Here is an 18692-nt window from a genome sequence, read left to right as displayed (position 1 = left end):
GGCATTAAAATCTAAATTCCGTTCCTATAGAAATATTAAGATTGGGGCGATAGTTATCAGGTGTAATTTCATCATAAGAATAGCCTACAAAAGCATAGCCCAACCATTTGGGACTCCAAAGCTGTTGATAGCCTATTCGCCCTCTGTATGAATCCAATAATTGAGACTGTAAATCTCTATCCTCTTCATCTGGAGATACACCTGTACTGAATTGGAACATAAAATAATCTTCAGCCCCCTTATAATAATACCTAGCCTGGAAGTTTCCACTGATCGAACCGCCAGCACTTGATGGCACATGGTTGGCCCTTAAATTTAGCCACCAGTTACCAGTATACTTTCCTATTGAGCCGGTTATGATGTGAGTGGTTTCACTAAAGTTTAAGTGCCTATAACCAATATCAAACTCGAAAGCTTTTGGTAGGCTCCAATAGATAGAAGTACCAAACCTATAATTTGGAAAAAAAGAGGCGTTGGAAACCCCTACATTTAAATAGGCGTAAGAGTTTTCTCCTAAACTAGGGTATGCATCTAACTCATATTGTGTACCATAACCATCAAAACGATGCGAATGAGTCACTCTTCCGATAACATTGCCCATAAATCCAGCTTGCGTCCTAGCATAAAGGGAATAGGTCTGCCATGGACTGATTTGACCTTCAAAGCTATCATGATCGAAGGTAAGTCCTACAGCACTTTTAATGGTTAACCTTTTTAACCTTTGAATGTAAGAAAGCAGACCATCTATTTTTACATCATTTTCATATAGAGTTTCAGCTATGTCAACAGCTTCTTTGTAATCCTCTCGATAATAATAAAGTCTTGACTGTCTATATTTTAATGCTGCTGATGCGCCAGCTCCAAATTGTTGGTATGCTCTATCCAATACTTGTTCAGCTTTATCATATTGCTCTGCCCAAAATAAATTATCTAAATATCCAATATAGGCGTCTTCATAATCTGGACTTTCTTTAATGGCTCTTTCAAAATAAACAGAGGCAGAGTCATTTTTGCCCTCCCAAGAGTGTATTCTTCCCAATAATATCCATACATCTGAATAACCGGGATATTTTTCAACTATTTTGAATGCCAAGTCAATAGCTTCTTCTCTTTGACCATTAAGCGCCAAATCCCTCGCTTCAAAGAATTTTTTGTCAGGGTCAAAGTTTTCCTGAGCCTTTGTCTGAAGTCCAAAGAAAAACATTATCAAACCCACTAATATGCATTTACTGTTCATGATTGAGCTGTACCTTTCTTTACTGTATTATTAAATCCTGTCCTCACCATTTCTCCCCAACCACCAATGCCTTTGATGAAGTTCCAGTGGCCTTTCATACACCATAACATCAGTTTTGGATGAATAAAAAGAGGTTCTTTTAACACTGTTATAATTAATTTCCATAGGTCACCTTTTTCTCTGTACCTGTTATAGGCTAATTCTTCGAACAGGATACTAAACGAAGAAAGCATTATCGAGAAAAAGTAAATGAGAATAAACAAACTGATAAAATAGACAGAACTGAATTCTCCCATAAAAATCAAAGTCACCGTGTAAATCAGTCCTAAAAACTCTATTATGGGAGCATTTTTCTCAAACATGGCCCAAAAAGGAAAGGATACCATACCGGTGATGCCATATTTTGGATTTAACTGCATTCTACGATGAAGTTGAAGAGTTTCTATCGTACCTCTCATCCATCGGTTTCTTTGTTTACTAAGAATTTCTTCTGATTCTGGTACTTCTGTCCAACACAATGGGTCAGAAACAAATGCTACTTTATATGGAATCTTTTGCTCTTCCATATATCGTCTCATTCTAACTACCAATTCCATGTCTTCTCCCACTGTTTTAGGAAAATAGCCACCTACCTTAAGCACCAGTTCTTTATCAAAAAAACCAAAAGCTCCAGATATTAAGAGTAAACCATTGACTCTTGACCACGCCATTCTTCCAAGCAAAAATGACCTAAAATACTCAATAACCTGAAATCTACCTAAAATAGTGTCTGGTACTCTATATTTGATTACAGTTCCATCTTTAATATCGCAGTTATTAGCAATTCCTATTCCCCCACCTACTGCAATAACCTTTTTATTAGTTTCCTCCAAAAATGGCCTAAGCATCCTTACAATGGAATCAGGAGCCAAAATACAGTCCACATCAATACAAGCAATAAGTTCCTGCCCTGAAATATTAATACCGGCATTTAATGCGTCTGCCTTGCCACCATTTTCTTTATCAACCACTATTAATTTGCTAAACGAAGGGTTATTTGACTTATAGACTCCTCTAACAGCCTGTGTTTCAATGGAAGCTTCAAAAGCAAAATCCGTTTTTCGCAAGTCAAAACTCTTGATAAGAATATCAATAGAATCATCTTTACTTCCATCGTTAATTATGATCACTTCAAATTTGCTATAGTGCAAAGACAGTAAGCTTCTCACATTTTGGACAATTGTTTTTCCTTCATTATAAGCGGGAGCAAGAATAGAAACACCAGGGCCCACTGGCGTTGTAATTACATCCTTGTAATCGACAAACTTGTTCTTTTTTAATTGTTTTCTAAGCTCCAATCCAGATAGTAATGTGATCGTCATGTAAATCATGATTACAGCAAAACCATAAAGCAAAAAGAAAATACCGAAAACTTGTACGATTAATTCAAATAACAAACTATACATAGGCCAATAATGTATCTTTAATATGCGATCTCAATTGATAAAGTTGCTCATCTCCTTGTTGGTCAACTATGGACTCAAATTTGAATTTGTCAAGACTGAACAAACTTATCATCATACTTTTCTTGAATTCAAATGAATTGTTATTTTGTTTTAGTTTTTCAATTATTAAATCGACCGAAGTATCATCGCCTATTACCCCCATCAGTTCTGCAGCCAATATAGATAGTTTTGGCTCTCCGTTTAAAAAAGCCCGATGGGTTAATTCTAATTCTGTAAATGCATTGAGTGCTTTGAATGTGGTCAGTATTTCAATTTTCTCTGCATATGTACTAACTGGGTACATTTGTGATAATTTTGAAATCCTATCCATTCTACCAAGTAGTCTTACCAATTTGATTCCAAAAACCCTAATGCTGGGATTGTCTGAATCCAAAAGACTAACTACTTTGACTTGTTCATCTTTAGATATTTCCTTGATTACTCGGTATAAGGACATTTGTTGCCATTTGGATAGCGGAAAATCCTGATCAGCTAAAAACTTTAGATCCTTAATTGGAGAAAGGTGTAGATATGCCCTAACTGCATTGGTGCGGACAAGAAAAACTTTACTTTGAAGCAGAGGTCCCAATTGTGGAACTGCATCTTTAATGTTCATCTCGTGAAGTTCTACGATGCCTGATGCTTGGTCCTCCCAGTTCTTACTTTTCAATTTTTTCTTAGAAAAGCTGTCTAATTGTAAAATGAGGTATATCTCCTTAAGTTTATCTTTGAAATCTCCTTTTAAGTTTTTGTTGACATATATAATTTCTTTGATCAATGTGTCCTTGAATAAATCTACTTCGAAATACTCGGTATTGAATATTGCTTTGACCTCTCCATAGGTCATTGTTTGGATCTCTTGAAGTTCATAACTAAATAGTAAGTTACTAATAGGGTCTCCTACTATGCTTTGATAAAGCTTTATTTGATTGGCTTTATTTCTGTTTTTTGACCTTACAAAAGTCAAGAAAAAAAGCAATACCAAGAATGTGATTATAAAAAGGGTCAAAATCCCCATTAAAATCATAAATTTTATATCATTAAAAATTCTACTTCTAAGTGTATAATAAGCTTTAAAATCTAACTTATTGGCTGCAATTAGAATATCTTCCCTAGCTGCATTTATTTTTGATTCCGGGATAAAAAGATCATTCAACTTAATCAGAGAGACGTATTCCTTTACACCTTCAAATTCCTTTTCCTCTTCAAATATAAAGTAATTAAGAACAACATCATTTATACCAGCAGATATGAGAGAATCCCTGTAATTTAAAGCAAGATTAAAGTCTCTAAATTCTTCCGTGGAGACTTCATTGGCAGATACTTTAAAAGTCATAGACTCTATCTGACCGACTTGCTTTAAAAATGTAGTAGTAGCAAGAGAGTCGGCCTCTTGAAATGCCATAGAGGTGTAACTTACACCACAAAATAAAAGTATGATAAAATAATAGCCTTTTCTTAACACCTTACAAAATCCCTTTTAATTAATCAATCGTCTAACCCTTATGGCCAGTTCGTTCGGATTAAAGGGTTTAGGAACAAAATCTGAAACCCCCATATTGAAAGCTTCCATAACTGTACCTTCTTCTTCCCCAAGTGCACTTAGTACAATAATGGGACAATGAGGATACTTTGACTTAGCAAATTCAATAATCTCAATTCCACTTTTAAAAGGAACCATAATATCCGTAATAATTAGATCTGGGCAATTATCTTCCAGCGCCTGGATTCCTTGGTTTCCATCTTCAGCTATGCTTACATTATGTCCCTCTTTTTTAAGGCGGAATTCTACCATTTTTAAAATTAACTGGTCGTCTTCTATCACTAAAATATCCTTCATGGCAGATAAATATTTTTACTTTAATTCCTAAAAATATACACTTTTGATCATAATTCTACTAACAAAAACCATTCGTATAAACCTGATTTGATACCTTTTATTTTCAAATACGCGTATTTGTTTTTTAACACTTTATTAATGCTTTTGGGATAATGTTTTTTTAAAAAAAAATTAGCTTCCTCAAAAAAATAAACCTTTTAAAAAATAAGCTGTGTTCAAAAATAAATCTTTTGCTAGTTTAAAGGTTTCTAATAAAAGTATTTATACCAACCTATCTCTAACTTGTATGATTAAAAGACAAAACACATTAATGTATTTAGTGTTGTCGTTTTGTTTGCTGTTTTCCAATCACTCTTTCTCACAGAGTGATAATTCTGGACAAAGAAGGATTACAGGAACTTACGCCGTTACTAATGCAACTGTTTTTACTCAGCCTGGGAAAAGTATTTCCAGTGCTACCATTATTTTAAAGGATGGCTTGATCAAAGCCGTCGGTAATGATTTAAATATTCCTATTGATGCCCAAGTCATCAAGGGAGATTCCTTATTTGTATATGCGGGTTTCATTGATGTAGCATCCGAAGCCGGGGTAAGTAAGCCTGAGGACGTCAAAAGGTCTGATGATATGGATCCATCTGATCCACGTAATGAAGTTGCGGGTATCACTCCCGAAAGAGAAGTGCTTCAGTATTGGGATGTTAATAATGGGGAAATCACCAATTGGAGGAAAGCAGGCTTTTCCATCGCACAAGTAGTTCCAAAAGGAGAAATGCTGCCTGGGCAAACTGCCTTGGTCGTTTATGGTGATAAAGAATCATCCAACATTCTTGCCGAATCTACTGGGCTTTATGCACAGTTTGAAACAGCAAGAGGAGTTTATCCAGGAACTACCCTAGGCTTAATGGCCAAATGGAGAGAGCTTTATAAAAATGCTCAACTCAAATATGAACATGCTTCGCTCTTCAAAGAAAAGGGAAATGGGATTAATAGGCCTGAAAAAGATCCAAGTCTAGAAGCTTTTTATAAGGTAATCAATGGCCAAGTCCCCGTTGTTTTTGAAGCTGAAGATGAATTGGAAATTAGACGAGTTTTAAGGCTGAAGAAAGAATTGGGATTTGATGTTGTCATCACTGGTGTAAAAGAAGGCAGCAAATTAGCTGAAGATATCAAGGATGCTGGTGCTAAGATAGTGTTGTCACTAGACCTTCCAGATAACAAAGCCTCAAAAGCAAAAATGGAGGATGCCACCGAAGAGGCTAAAAAAGCGCATGAAAGAGTGATTGCCGCCTATAAAGAAGCCTTGTCTGAAGCAGCTTCATTTGAAGCCGCAGGAATCCCATTTGCATTTAGTTCCAAAGGAGCAAAAAGTGGTGATGTATTCAAAAACATTCAATCCATGATTGAAAATGGCTTGAGTGAAGAAGGAGCATTGGCAGCATTAACAACAAACCCTGCTAATATGTTAGGGATTAGTTCTTTTACTGGAACAGTTGAAAAAGGGAAACTGGCCAACCTTGTCTTGACTACTGATAGTCTTTTTAGTAAGGATGCTAAAATTAAATATGTGATGGCTGATGGTTATTTATTTGAATATGAAGCTTCAAAATCCAAAAAGAAAAATGGAGATGTTGAAGATATATTGGGAGTATGGAATTATACCTCCGAAACTCCTGGAGGTACATCCAAAGGCACCGTGACATTTAGTCAAAAATCAGGTAATTTAAAAGGTGAAATAGTGGTAGATGATCCTGATGGTGGTGGTAAAGTAACCCGTCAACTAGAAAACATCCACTATGACGGGAAAGAGCTTTCTTATACCTTTTCCATCATTGTTCAAGGGCAAGAAATAGTTGTAAATACCAAAGGTACATTGAGTGGAAATGAATTTGAAGGAAACCTCAGTATCAGAGACATGGGGACTTTTCCCTTTACTGCCACCAAAGAGCCGGATTTTAAATTATAAAGATGGGAACTATGAAGAAATTTACTTATATCATGCTCTCAATCGTATTGTTTGGAGCAAAATCTTTGTATGCACAAACACCTAAAGGCGACGTTCTAATCCAAAATGCCACGGTGCTGACAGTTACACAAGGGACTTTGGAAGAAACAGATGTCTTGGTAGAAGATGGTATTATCAAGAAGATAGGGAAAGATCTTTCCGCATCTGGAAGTATTGAAACCATAGATGCTACTGGAAAATTTTTGATGCCAGGTATTATTGACGCTCACAGCCATTTGGCTTTGGATGTGGTCAATGAAGCTTCAGCCCCCATCACAGCACAAGTATCCATGGCCGATGTGGTCAACCCTTTTGATGTTGGTATCTATAGGGCCCTTGCTGGAGGTACTACTGTGGCACATGGTCTTCACGGATCTGCCAATGCTATTGGAGGACAAAGTATTACCATGAAATTCAGGTATGGCACATATAATCCTGAGGACATTTTCATGAAGGAAGCTCCCAGAACGATTAAGTTTGCTTTGGGAGAAAATCCTACCAGAGTTCATGGCCGTGGTAAAAACATCCAACCTAGAACCAGAATGGGTGTTGAAGCGATTATTAGAAATGGTTTTGCTGAAGCACAACAGTACAAAAAGGCATGGGAAAGTTACAATTCGGTAAAGGACAAAAAGAACAGCACTGCTACCCCTCCTACTTATGATTTGAGATTACAGACCCTGGCTGATATCCTAGATGGTAAAATCATCATCCATTGCCACTCTTATAGGGCTGATGAAATCTATATGCTGATCAATGTTTGTAGGGATTTTGGCGTGGATAAATTGGTGTTTACCCATGTAAATGAAGGCTTCAAAGTAGCTCCGGAATTGGCAAAGTATACGATGGGCGCATCTGTTTTCAGCGATTGGTGGGCTTATAAATTTGAAGTGTACTATTCCACTGCTTATAATGCTGCGATCCTGATGGAAAACGATGTGATTACCTCTATCAATTCAGATTCTGATGAATTGATTCGTCACCTTTACCATGAAGCAGCTAAAACACAACGATATGGCGGTTTGACAGACGAACAAGCACTATCATTGATTACCATCAATCCTGCAAAGCAATTGGGTATTGATGAGTTTGTAGGCTCCATAGAGGAAGGTAAGCAAGGCGATCTGGTTATTTTTGACCATCATCCTCTTTCAGTTTATGCTGTGCCACAAATGACCTTTATTGATGGTGTCAAATATTTTGATATCAATGAAGATGAAGATGACCAAAGAATAAAGGTTAGTCCAACAGAAATGGTAGAACCTGTTTACCTTAAAGCAGAAGATGAGCGATGTATGCATGGTGTGGAATTGTTTATGCAAGAAGCTGCTGCTTTTAACCACACTCATTGATTTTAATTATTTGATAATTAGGAAATTATATATAAAATGAGAAAAATTAATTTAACGATATATGCGCTTTTATTCTTCCTTCTGCCTGTGCTTTCTTATGGGCAAATTGAAGGGGAAGTACTGAAGCCAGAAGGAGGCTCCTTTCTTTTGAAGGGAGCTACTGTGGTTACCGTGACCAATGGGATTCTGGAAAATACAGATGTTTTGATCAGTAATGGTAAAATCTCAAGTATTGGTGCCGGTCTAAGTGCAAGTGGAGCAACAGAAATTGACTGTTCCGGTCAATTTATCTACCCTGGTATGATTGATTCTGGAACACGTTTAGGTTTGGTGGAAGTTGGTTCACTGGCCGAAACTCAGGATTATTCTGAAATAGGTAATGTAACACCAAATATGCAGGCATTGACTGCTATTAACCCAAACTCGGTGAGCATTCCAGTGACACGAGTGAGTGGTGTTACCACCGTCTTGTCCGTTCCTTCTGGAGGCCTTTTTCCCGGAACTGCAGCTTTGATCAATTTGAATGGCTATACCCCTGATCAAATGTACACAGGTTTCAAGGGAGTTCCGATGAACTTCCCTACTTCTGCAAGACGAGGCCGTTGGGACAGAAGAAGTGATGATGAAATCAAGAAGGACGCAGAAAAAGCATTGAAGGACATCAATGATATTTGGGAAAGAGCAAGCACTTATATGAAACTGGAGGATGCAGAAGCTGACCTTCAATATTACCCTGAAATGCAACAGTTGGCTAAAGTGGTAAGAGGTGAACTTCCTTTATTGATTGAAGTCAATAAGGCTGAAGATATTAAGAATGCCTTAAAATGGGTCAAAGAGAAAGCGGTTCAAAATGCCATATTAACTGGCGTATCTGAAGGTTTCCGAGTAGCAGATGAAATTGCAGCTGCCGATGTTCCTGTGATCACGGGACCAGTATTGGCATTACCATCCAGAAATTCTGACCGATATGACGCAGCTTATTCCAATCCTGGAAAAATGCTGAAAGCTGGTGTAAAAGTGGCTATTAGGACTTCTGACGCTGAAAATGTAAGAAACTTACCTTTTAACGCTGGATTTGCAGCTGCCTATGGTATGGGCAAAGAAGAAGCTTTAAAAGCTATTACCATTGTGCCTGCTGAGATTTTTGGTGTAGACGATCATCTAGGATCTATTGAAGAGGGCAAAAGCGCCACCTTATTCATTTCTGACGGTGACCCATTTGAAACCAGTACTCAAATCATGCATGTCTTTATAGATGGTTATAAGGTACCAATGACCAGTAGACATATCAGATTGTACCAAGAGTTTTTGGAGAGAAACCCAGGATTAGAAAAGCACTAAGTACCAAAGCAAATCCCCGGTAAACTTTCCGGGGATTTCTTTTATTAGTAATTTTACACTTGTGTTTTAGATTTCCTAATTATGAAAGAGACTAACATTGCCCCTTGTTTTCTGCTTATTGTCCTTACAGCATTTGCTTTTGGCTGTCACCAAGAGGAGAAAAAGGGTATATCAGACTTGGTGAGTACAGTCAAAGAACAATATGCTCCTGATAAACGTGTCGCTCTTTTCGATATCCAATGGTCTGGAGACACTCTTGCAGGAGAGACCAATTTACCTGCTGCATTGAAAGCTTTGAAAGCGAAAATGGATAGTGCTGGAATTGAGTTTTTCAATGCTGTTACCCTGTTACCAGAAGCAGGTTTGGACGGAAGGACCCATGCTGTGGTGACCATCTCCGTTGCCAATATTAGAAGTGCTCCAAAACATTCTGCAGAACTGGCCACTCAAGCTACTATGGGAACTCCCGTTAATGTACTTAAGAAGGAAGGCAGTTGGTATTTGATCCAAACCCCTGATCATTATATTTCTTGGGTAGATGCAGCTGGTATTGAATTAATGGATGATGCTGAATTGGCCAAGTGGGAAAATGCCCAGAAAGTGATCTTTACAGGCCTTTTGGGTTATGTTTATGAAGATGAATCCGAAGCATCCATGGTGAGTGACCTCACTGCCGGTAACCTCCTCGAAAAGTTGGGTGAATCCAATAGCCATTATGAGGTGGCATTGCCAGATGGAAGATCAGGATACATCAATAAATCCACTGCGGCACCATTCATCGATTGGGTAGCCAGTAGGTCGCTTACAGATGACAACTTGATCAGTACAGCTAAAAATATGATGGGAGTACCTTACCTATGGGGAGGCACCTCTATCAAAGGAGTTGACTGCAGTGGATTTACCAAAACGATCTATTTCCTCAATGGACAAGTGATTCCTAGGGATGCCTCTCAGCAAGTTAATGAAGGTGAGTTGGTGGATACCGATAAAGACTGGGACAAGCTTCGGGTTGGAGATTTATTGTTCTTCGGTAGAAAAGCAACCGAAGACCGACCGGAAAGAATTGTTCATGTGGGAATGTGGATAGGAAATAATTCCTTTATTCACTCGAGGGGAAGGGTCAGGATCAGTAGTTTTGACCCTAATAGCCCTAACTTTGATGAGTATGAATTGGGTCGCTATTTAAGAACCAAAAGAATAAGACAGGTTCCTAGTGAAAATATCGTTTCTGTGGATAAAGTCTTGAATTAAAAAGGCTAGTATAAAGTAGTGACTTAAAAATAAATCATTGTGTTAATTCGTTTTATAATTAAAGTCCGTTAACGAAAAACGTTGCTTATCTTATCCGAATACCAAGTTTGGATGAATTGAGCCCTTTTCCGAGAGAGTAGGAAAAGGGCTTCTTTTTTATGATTTATTCGGGATTCCTTTTTTGCTTCCTTTATACAGTTCATACTTAAGCAATCGACAATCAATTGTCCCATTGTAAAACTCTATTCGTCTGCTAGGCTTCAATCCTACCCTCTTACCCAAATTCATATTGCCTGTAAAAATGTACCCTGTATATCCAGCACATTCTTGCTTCATAAAGTCACCCATTCTTTTATAAATCGCTACCAATTCATCCTCCTCTCCTAACCTTTCACCGTATTCCGGATTAAAGAAAACGACCCCATTGTCACTGTCAGGGACTGTTGTTTCGGCAAAATCTCCAACCTCAAAGGTAATATGATCAAAAACTTGCGCAGTCTTTGCATTCTCCTGGGTAGCATAAATAGCCCTTTCACTTAAATCAGAAGCAATAAACTGGGCTGGAATATTATCGTTGATTTTGGCTTCTAGCTCTGCCTTAAGCTCTTGGTAAATTCCCTCTTTATAACCCTTGATATGCATAAAAGCATAATGATCTCTAAAAAGGCCGGGAAATCTATTAGTAGCCATCAAAGCTGCTTCAATGGCCAAAGTTCCTGCTCCACACATAGGATTGACAAATGGGCCCTTTTTGTCCCAGTCACTGGCCATGATGGTGCTTGCGGCCAGATTTTCGGCCATGGGTGCTCTTCCTGGTATTTTTCGGTAACCTCTCTTGGACAGGGTATCTCCCGATGTATTGATGAACAAAGAAGCCTGTGTGTCTTTCCAGTACAATTGAATGACAGCTCCTTCAAACTCTGAACCTGTATCAGGCCTTATTCCTGTGTTTTCTCTAAAACGGTCGACGATCGCATCCTTGACCTTTACGTTAACAAATAAGGGATTGTTGATACTTTCATTCTCTACATGAGAAACGACAGAAAAATAAGTATCCTTGTCGATGTAATTTTCCCAAGGTAAAGCCTTAATTCTCCTATAAATATCCTTGGCGTGGTGCAAATAGAATGACTTAATTTCAAAAAGGACATGGCTGGCCACCCTCAAATGCATATTCAGAAAAATACATTGGTTGAGACTGGCATACAGTTCCACACTGGTCCTGTTGACATTCTTCGGCTTGAAACCAAGTTCTTTGAGTTCCTGCTCCAAATAAGGTGCAAACCTATCTTTACAAGTAACGACTACCTTTCCTTTATGATCAAAATTATTCATGAGCACAAAAGTAGACAATTTTCATGGAATAGCTTTTAGCACTTAAGTATAGATGAATGTCAAGTCCATCATCTAAGATGTCAAGACATTTTAAAACCTCAAGAGAAAGCCGATCAAATTCGTTATTTTTGTGAACCAAAACTGCAATCATACATGTTGATTGCTTATTACTAAACCTCATGGGCCTTGACCCCATGAAAATGTAAAAGTCATGAAAGATAAAAAAAGAGTAGTAGTGGGACTTTCCGGCGGCGTGGACAGCTCTGTAGCCGCCTATTTACTCCAAAAAGAAGGTTATGAAGTCATAGGCATGTTTATGAAAAACTGGCATGACGAATCCGTAACCATTTCCAATGAATGTCCCTGGATGGAAGACAGTACAGACGCTATGTTGGTTGCAGAAAAGCTGGGGATACCTTTTCAAGCAATTGACCTAAGTGAGGAATACAGGGAAAGAATAGTGGATTATATGTTTGCTGAATACAAAGCAGGCAGGACCCCCAATCCTGATGTGCTGTGCAACCGAGAGATTAAATTTGATATTTTTCTGAAAGCAGCCCAAAAACTCAAAGCGGATTATGTGGCCACTGGGCATTATTGTCAAAAAGGTGAGCTGACAGTGGATGGAGAAACTGTATTCCAATTATTGGCCGGTGCAGACAACAATAAAGATCAGAGCTATTTTCTTTGTCAGCTTAGTCAGGAGCAATTATCCAAAGCCCTTTTTCCAATTGGCCACTTGCAAAAGTCAGAGGTGAGAAAAATCGCCAAAGAGCAGGATTTGATCACTGCGGACAAGAAGGATAGCCAAGGTCTCTGCTTTATTGGAAAAGTAAGATTGCCAGATTTTTTGCAGCAACAGTTGAAACCAAAGAAAGGTGATATTTTAGTTGTCCCTGATGATTTACCGATTTACAAAAGGCAGCAAATACCTGCGGGGATGACAGCGGAAGACCTTGACCAGGAAGTATTGGATGAAATTTGTTTACCGCTTCAATATCATGCCGAACAAGGCAAAAAAATAGCAGAACATAATGGAGCCCATTATTTTACGGTTGGTCAAAGGAAGGGCTTAAATGTTGGGGGAACGGGTAAACCATTATTTGTGATCCAAACGGATACCAAAGAAAATATCATTTATACAGGTTTGGGTGAAGAACATCCTGGACTGCTGAGACACGGATTATTTGTACCTAAAGAAGACGTACACTGGATCAGAGAAGATCTTCGCTTGACCGAAGGTCAAAGTAAGCGTTATTTGGCAAGAATCAGGTACAGACAACCTTTGAGCATGGCCACCTTAATCATGAAGGAAAATGGTCTTTATGTCCTGTTTGATCAAGCACAAAAGGGAATTGCCTCCGGGCAGTTTGTGGCTTGGTATGAAGGTGAGGAAAGCATTGGTTCTGGGGTGATTGCTTAACCAGTATTTAATGTTGTAATATATTCTTAAAAGAGATTTCTTTATAAAAGGAGTCTCTTTTTTTGTTTTGCTATGATTGATTTTTACTTCTATCCTGAGCCATAATTCTTAGTTTTTCCTTATATTGAGACAAAACCAAAACAATAAAAAATCCATGAAAACAAGCATGATCAACAAGCTTAGCTTTTTAACTGTTTTAAGCTTATTAGTATGTATTAGTGTCTATGCACAAGAAAAGGCCAGTCCAGCTGCTACTGCCTCAGGTGAGATCGATGGTGCTACCATTACCATTAACTATTCCAGTCCAGGTGTAAAGGGCAGACAAATCTGGGGAGACTTAGTACCTTTTGGAAAAGTGTGGAGAGCAGGAGCAAATGATGCTACTACATTTGAAACTGATAAAGACATTAAAGTAGAAGGAGAAACGTTACCAGCTGGTAAATACAGCTTTTTCATCATTCCGGGAGAGGAAGAATCCGTTTTTATTTTTAACTCTGTTGCCAAGCAGTGGGGTGCCTATGACTATGATGAAAGCAAAGATGTACTTCGTGTAACGGTACCTTCTATGGAATCTTCAACTATGGAAGAAAGATTGGTCTATGAGGTGGTAGAAGATGGTTTTGAAGTTCGCTGGGAGTACGGAATGGCAAAGGCAAATATCGAGTAACCCTAATCAGAAAAGAACCCATTTAATGTAAGGCCATCTTAGGAAATCCCAAGATGGCCTTAATTTTTTATGAGGATCAAAGCCTTGAATTAAACCAATACTCCCCTTACCTTTGGTTTAACAAATAATACTACTTTGGCTTTCGATCCCTCAAAAATAAACCTTCCTGTGTTGGATATTATCCCACAGGTCCAACAGCAACTTGAAAATAATAACACCCTTATCCTTCATGCGCCTCCTGGAGCAGGAAAAAGTACTTTGGTGCCTTTGACTTTGATGGATATGGATTGGTTAAAAGGCAAGAAGATTTTGATGCTGGAACCACGGCGGTTAGCTACTAAATCCATCGCCATGAGAATGGCTGATTTATTGGGAGAAAAAGTCGGTGATCGAGTAGGTTACCGGATCAGGTTTGAAAGTAAGGCAACGGACAACACACAAATAGAGGTGTTGACAGAAGGAATCATGACTCGAATGATCCATCATGATAATGCTTTGGAAGATGTGGGATTGGTCATTTTTGATGAATTCCATGAGCGTAACATTCATGCAGATGTAGCCATGGCACTTTGCAGGGAAGTGCAACAAATCCTCAGGCCAGACCTAAGAATTATGGTCATGTCGGCTACATTGGATATGCCCCAGTTATCCAATTTACTTCAAGCGCCCATAGTGGAAAGTAAAGGAAGGCAGTATCCAGTTGAGATTTTTCATACCCAAGATGCTGATGAGTGGAGCCTTCCTGAATTGATTTCTGAAACCGTACTAAAAGCTTCGAAGAAAGACAGTGGAGATATATTGGCTTTCTTACCAGGGCAAAGAGAGATCAAGAAGACAGAAGAAATCCTCAGGAAAAAATTACCTGAATTTGCCATATGCCCTCTTTTTGGCCAGCTGTCCCCACAAAAGCAACAACAGGCCATAATGCCTCACCCTGCTGGGAAAAGAAAAGTGGTTTTGGCCACTTCCATAGCAGAGACAAGTTTGACCATTGAGGGGATTTCTATAGTCGTAGATTCTGGTTTTGGGAGAACCTCCAAGTTTGACCCCAAGTCAGGCCTTTCAAGGTTGCAGACAGTGAAAATTTCCAAGGATTCAGCAGACCAAAGAGCCGGTCGTGCTGGGCGCTTGGGACCAGGGAAATGCTACAGACTCTGGACCAAAGCCACCGAAGACAGAATGCAGGCCTTTAGGGTTCCTGAAATCATGGAAGCTGATTTGGCTTCTTTATGCCTTGATTTGGTTCAATGGGGTATCAAAGATATTCCCAATATGACCTGGCTGACTCCTCCCCCTTCAGGCGCTTTGGCACAAGCCCAGGATTTGCTTCAACAACTTGGAGCCGTTGAAGAAGATAAGCTTACACCTCATGGAGAGCAACTCAGGGAGCTTCCTTGTCACCCAAGAATAGCCCATATGTTATTGATGGCAAAAGAAGATGGACATTTGTCTTTAGCAACGGATATTGCCGCCATTTTAGAAGAAAGAGATCCATTGCCAAAGGATTCAGGGACAGATATTAACCTTCGGATTGAAAAATTAAGAAGGCACCGATCGGTAAATAAGCAAGGCAGAGGTTTTGATAAAATAGAAAAAATAGCCCATAATTACAGACGACTATTTGACATTAAGGAAGAAAACACAGCTTTTGACCCATTTGAATCTGGCCTGATCCTCACTTACGCCTATCCAGAGAGGATTGCTCATGCCAGACCGGGAAACAATGCACAGTTCAAGATGACCAATGGTAAAATTGCCATGATGCATCATAAGGATGATTTGGCCCATGAAGCCTGGCTCAGCGTTGCCCATGTGGACGCCAGAGATGGTATGGGAAAGATATTTATGGCCGCTCCACTTAATCCAAGAGACCTGGCCCATATGGTCAAAGAAAAGGATATGGTTATTTGGGATAGTCGCAAAGGCGAGGTTGTAGCTGAAAGACAATGGAGAATAGGACACATTGTTCTTCAATCCAAACCCATTATGGATGTTGATCCTGACTTGGTGGTGGAAGCACTAATGGATGCGATCAAAATGGAAGGTGATCGTTTACTGGATTTTAATGAAAAAGTACAGCAATGGCAGAATAGAGTCAATTGTTTGCGCATATGGAATCCGGAAGAGAATTGGCCAGATGTCAGGATATCAACACTGCTAAAATCACCCAATTGGCTGGCACCATATTTAATAGATTTGGATACAGCGGAGGAACTCAAAAAGCTCAATCTTCATGAAATCCTACAACAATACCTTCCTTTCGACCTGCAACAAAAGCTGGGTGAATTGGCTCCTGAAAAATTAACAGTACCCAGTGGTTCAAACATTAAAATCTCTTACCAAAAAGATGGAGAACCTCCAATTTTAGCGGTGCGACTTCAGGAAGTGTTTGGGCTTATGGATACACCCAAAGTAAACGGGGGAAGGAATGGAGTGATCATGCATTTGTTGTCACCTGGTTTTAAACCAGTACAGGTCACTTCTGATTTAAGGAGTTTTTGGGAAAACACCTATTTTGAAGTAAAGAAAGAAATGAAGCGCCGCTATCCCAAGCACTCTTGGCCTGAGAATCCTTTGGATGCCGAGGCAGTGAGAGGAGTTAGAAGAAAGTAACATCCTAGGTTAACTAAATTTTCTCAAATAAGAATTCAAATGAAGGATAGGTTATAGAAAATAAACTGCCTACAATTAGCTATAATGCTCGATTTTGTTGACCTTTGGTTAAATATACAAAAGCGCATTTCCCCAGCTTTATCCAAAACTTCTTCCAAATGCTATTTCTAGTTGAATGCTAAAGCATTAGATCATTTACTATAAATTATTTTGTTAATGTTTTGGACAAAAGCGGAATGGCTTGTATGTCGGAACTAAACAATTTATATGGCAAGATCGAACAATAGCTTTATCAAAAAGCAAAAGGCAGACAAAAAAGCAAAGAAGAGAAAAGAGAAACTAGAAAACCGTTTGGAAAGAAAGCAACAAGAAACCAGTGGAAAACTGGAAGATATGATTGCTTATGTTGATGAGTTTGGTAACATCACCGACACTCCCCCTGAGCCTCCTACTGAAAAGGATGATAAGAAGAAGCCAAAAAGAGAAAACGAATAGAACTGAGTTGAAGTAAACCATTTACAATTTTTTAACAATCAGTTTCATTCAATAATCGATATTTAATCATCGCCATTATGTTATTTTCATAATGGCTTTTTTATGTTTAGGAGTTATTTTTATAGACGGCATATTTATGGGGTAAATTATCTTTAGTTCCACTCTGTAGTGATTATATTTAGCTTACAACTTTACAAAACCTAATCAACCTAAACCTATGAAAATTAAGTTATTGTTTGCCTTTATTTTGGTTTTTTCCGTGAATATTTTGAATGGATCGGCACAAGAGAAACCCAAGAGAAGTGTTTTTGAAATCAAGATTTACCATCTATCCTCTTCCTCTCAGGAGAAAACCGTTGATCAATTCCTGGAGAACACCTATATCCCGGCGATGCATGAAAAGGGAATCAAGCACATTGGAGTTTTTAAACCGTTAAAATCAGATAGTTTAAGTGGAAAAAGAATCTATGTCTTTACACCATATACCAGTGCTGAGGAATACATGGATATCGCTTCTACCTTACATTTGGAAAAAGGCATGGAGTATCCTCTAGCCACACATGAAAACCCTCCTTTTGATCGCTTTGAATCTATTCTTCTCAAAGCTTTTAGTGGCATGCCCGGTTATGGCACCCCCCAATTGACTGGACCTAAAGAAGATAGGATTTATGAGTTGAGAAGTTACGAAAGTGCTACCGAAAAGCTGTTTCACAACAAAGTAAAGATGTTCAACAGTGGTGAAGTGGAAATCTTTGACAGACTTGACTTCAATGCCGTCTTTTATGGTGAAGTGGTTGCAGGACCTAAAATGCCAAACCTGATGTATATGACTTCTTTTGATAATTTGGACGCAGAAAAGGCTGCTTGGAAGTCATTCGGCAGTGATGCTGAATGGATCAAACTAAGAGATGATCAGCAGTTCCAGAATAATGTTTCCCATATTGATATTACGCTTTTACATCCAGCAAGCTATTCAGAGCTATAAAAGAAACAGGCCTTAAAGGCTTTTTAATTGCTCTTTGGAGGAGTGATCATGATATGTGCTCGGTGTGTTCCTGGATCCATGATCCAGGGCATCACTGGTGCTTCTGGTTTTAAGGGAAGTCCTGTACTTTCCACAGTCGCGTAGGGAATATAAACTACATAACGGAAATTTCCATTTTTTACTTCACCTGTAGATGGGTCATAATCTTCTTGATTGGCAGAAAAGACAAACAATGTAGCACCATCATCGGGCATCTTCAAAGTCCCTGACTTAACTTCTTGTTCTCTGATATCAAAAATTTCTTTGAAGTCCTTGCCTTCTTTTCGTAAAGCCCTGCCCCTTTCCATAAATGGTTCCAGGTCTTTATGGTAGCAAGAAACACTAATTCCATCTTTGTTAGGATCATCGCCGATACAGATATACTCGTTAGTACCTGTCCTTAATACAACCAGTTCTCCAGCTGTATCATAACCATAAACCTTGGCCTCATCACGGCTTTCTTCCGGAGCGGCCTTTATAGCTAATTTAATTTGCTCTTCTTTATTGGCTATCTGATCTTGTGCGCAAGCAGATAGCATGGTAAGTAGTAATAAAACAAAGAGAGAAAGGGATTTCATGGCGATAGGAATTTTGAGTGATATCCTAATTTACCATTGTTTAAGCACAT

At 38.8% G+C, this 18692-nt stretch carries 15 protein-coding genes; 9 read left to right on the top strand and 6 right to left on the bottom strand.

The window, feature by feature from the left end:
• Window positions 1-4: 4 nt before the first annotated feature.
• The 4 genes from JL001_RS17580 to JL001_RS17565 all read right to left on the bottom strand — a co-directional run bounded on the left by JL001_RS17580 (window position 5) and on the right by JL001_RS17565 (window position 4561).
• A complete protein-coding gene (locus JL001_RS17580) occupies window positions 5-1237 on the bottom strand; it encodes a YaiO family outer membrane beta-barrel protein (protein ID WP_200978547.1) in 1233 nt (410 codons plus the stop codon).
• Entirely contained in the window at window positions 1234-2682 is a 1449-nt protein-coding gene (locus tag JL001_RS17575) for a glycosyltransferase family 2 protein (RefSeq protein ID WP_200978545.1), read from the bottom strand. The genes JL001_RS17580 and JL001_RS17575 overlap by 4 nt, the downstream gene beginning before the upstream one ends.
• A complete protein-coding gene (locus JL001_RS17570) occupies window positions 2675-4126 on the bottom strand; it encodes a hypothetical protein (RefSeq protein WP_200978542.1) in 1452 nt (483 codons plus the stop codon). The genes JL001_RS17575 and JL001_RS17570 overlap by 8 nt, the downstream gene beginning before the upstream one ends.
• 75 nt (window positions 4127-4201) lie before the next feature.
• Window positions 4202-4561, bottom strand: a complete 360-nt coding sequence (locus JL001_RS17565; protein WP_200978540.1) for a response regulator transcription factor — start codon at window positions 4559-4561, stop codon at window positions 4202-4204.
• Window positions 4562-4847: 286 nt separating this feature from the next.
• On the opposite strand from JL001_RS17565, the gene JL001_RS17560 reads away from it, so the two are divergent.
• From JL001_RS17560 to JL001_RS17545, 4 genes are all read left to right on the top strand, one after another.
• Window positions 4848-6524, top strand: coding sequence for an amidohydrolase family protein (locus tag JL001_RS17560; RefSeq protein ID WP_236252877.1), 1677 nt, complete (start codon window positions 4848-4850; stop codon window positions 6522-6524).
• An 11-nt stretch (window positions 6525-6535) separates the two neighbouring features.
• Complete coding sequence (locus JL001_RS17555; protein ID WP_200978538.1) at window positions 6536-7915, top strand: amidohydrolase family protein; 1380 nt, start codon at window positions 6536-6538, stop codon at window positions 7913-7915.
• A 36-nt stretch (window positions 7916-7951) separates the two neighbouring features.
• A complete protein-coding gene (locus JL001_RS17550) occupies window positions 7952-9256 on the top strand; it encodes an amidohydrolase family protein (RefSeq protein WP_200978531.1) in 1305 nt (434 codons plus the stop codon).
• Window positions 9257-9337: 81 nt separating this feature from the next.
• Complete coding sequence (locus tag JL001_RS17545) at window positions 9338-10507, top strand: C40 family peptidase (protein ID WP_200978523.1); 1170 nt, start codon at window positions 9338-9340, stop codon at window positions 10505-10507.
• Window positions 10508-10663: 156 nt separating this feature from the next.
• On the opposite strand, the gene JL001_RS17540 is transcribed toward JL001_RS17545, so the two are convergent.
• Window positions 10664-11842: a class I SAM-dependent RNA methyltransferase gene (locus JL001_RS17540; protein WP_200978521.1), complete on the bottom strand. Its 1179-nt coding sequence runs from the start codon at window positions 11840-11842 to the stop codon at window positions 10664-10666.
• Window positions 11843-12053: 211 nt separating this feature from the next.
• Between JL001_RS17540 and mnmA the strand changes: the two genes are divergently transcribed.
• The 5 genes from mnmA (at window position 12054) to JL001_RS17515 (ending at window position 18025) form a co-directional block, all read left to right on the top strand.
• On the top strand, window positions 12054-13265 hold the full coding sequence (gene mnmA, locus JL001_RS17535) for a tRNA 2-thiouridine(34) synthase MnmA (protein WP_200978519.1): 1212 nt from the start codon (window positions 12054-12056) through the stop codon (window positions 13263-13265).
• Window positions 13266-13419: 154 nt separating this feature from the next.
• Window positions 13420-13932, top strand: coding sequence for a DUF2911 domain-containing protein (locus JL001_RS17530; protein ID WP_192010138.1), 513 nt, complete (start codon window positions 13420-13422; stop codon window positions 13930-13932).
• A gap of 135 nt (window positions 13933-14067) precedes the next feature.
• Window positions 14068-16545, top strand: a complete 2478-nt coding sequence (gene hrpB / locus JL001_RS17525; protein WP_200978517.1) for an ATP-dependent helicase HrpB — start codon at window positions 14068-14070, stop codon at window positions 16543-16545.
• Between the two features lie 267 nt (window positions 16546-16812).
• A complete protein-coding gene (locus JL001_RS17520; protein WP_200978515.1) occupies window positions 16813-17040 on the top strand; it encodes a cold-shock protein in 228 nt (75 codons plus the stop codon).
• A gap of 217 nt (window positions 17041-17257) precedes the next feature.
• Window positions 17258-18025, top strand: a complete 768-nt coding sequence (locus JL001_RS17515; RefSeq protein ID WP_200978513.1) for an NIPSNAP family protein — start codon at window positions 17258-17260, stop codon at window positions 18023-18025.
• Window positions 18026-18048: 23 nt separating this feature from the next.
• Here JL001_RS17515 and JL001_RS17510 read toward each other — a convergent pair whose 3' ends face one another.
• Window positions 18049-18642, bottom strand: a complete 594-nt coding sequence (locus tag JL001_RS17510) for a hypothetical protein (protein WP_200978507.1) — start codon at window positions 18640-18642, stop codon at window positions 18049-18051.
• Window positions 18643-18692 lie beyond the last annotated feature (50 nt).

This window comes from Echinicola sp. 20G (assembly GCF_015533855.1).
Classification (GTDB): Bacteria; Bacteroidota; Bacteroidia; order Cytophagales; family Cyclobacteriaceae; genus Echinicola.
This window is presented reverse-complemented; position numbering and strand designations above follow the sequence as displayed.

What these genes read in the sequence shown, in the direction of transcription:
- JL001_RS17520 (WP_200978515.1), top strand. Translation starts at nt 16,813, where the DNA reads ATGGCAAGATCGAACAATAGCTTTATCAAAAAGCAAAAGGCAGACAAA.
- JL001_RS17560 (WP_236252877.1), top strand. Translation starts at nt 4,848, where the DNA reads ATGATTAAAAGACAAAACACATTAATGTATTTAGTGTTGTCGTTTTGT.
- JL001_RS17580 (WP_200978547.1), bottom strand. Translation starts at nt 1,237, where the DNA reads ATGAACAGTAAATGCATATTAGTGGGTTTGATAATGTTTTTCTTTGGA.
- JL001_RS17550 (WP_200978531.1), top strand. Translation starts at nt 7,952, where the DNA reads ATGAGAAAAATTAATTTAACGATATATGCGCTTTTATTCTTCCTTCTG.
- JL001_RS17565 (WP_200978540.1), bottom strand. Translation starts at nt 4,561, where the DNA reads ATGAAGGATATTTTAGTGATAGAAGACGACCAGTTAATTTTAAAAATG.
- JL001_RS17515 (WP_200978513.1), top strand. Translation starts at nt 17,258, where the DNA reads ATGAAAATTAAGTTATTGTTTGCCTTTATTTTGGTTTTTTCCGTGAAT.
- JL001_RS17575 (WP_200978545.1), bottom strand. Translation starts at nt 2,682, where the DNA reads ATGTATAGTTTGTTATTTGAATTAATCGTACAAGTTTTCGGTATTTTC.
- mnmA (WP_200978519.1), top strand. Translation starts at nt 12,054, where the DNA reads ATGAAAGATAAAAAAAGAGTAGTAGTGGGACTTTCCGGCGGCGTGGAC.
- JL001_RS17510 (WP_200978507.1), bottom strand. Translation starts at nt 18,642, where the DNA reads ATGAAATCCCTTTCTCTCTTTGTTTTATTACTACTTACCATGCTATCT.
- JL001_RS17570 (WP_200978542.1), bottom strand. Translation starts at nt 4,126, where the DNA reads ATGGCATTTCAAGAGGCCGACTCTCTTGCTACTACTACATTTTTAAAG.
- JL001_RS17540 (WP_200978521.1), bottom strand. Translation starts at nt 11,842, where the DNA reads ATGAATAATTTTGATCATAAAGGAAAGGTAGTCGTTACTTGTAAAGAT.
- JL001_RS17555 (WP_200978538.1), top strand. Translation starts at nt 6,536, where the DNA reads ATGAAGAAATTTACTTATATCATGCTCTCAATCGTATTGTTTGGAGCA.
- JL001_RS17545 (WP_200978523.1), top strand. Translation starts at nt 9,338, where the DNA reads ATGAAAGAGACTAACATTGCCCCTTGTTTTCTGCTTATTGTCCTTACA.
- JL001_RS17530 (WP_192010138.1), top strand. Translation starts at nt 13,420, where the DNA reads ATGAAAACAAGCATGATCAACAAGCTTAGCTTTTTAACTGTTTTAAGC.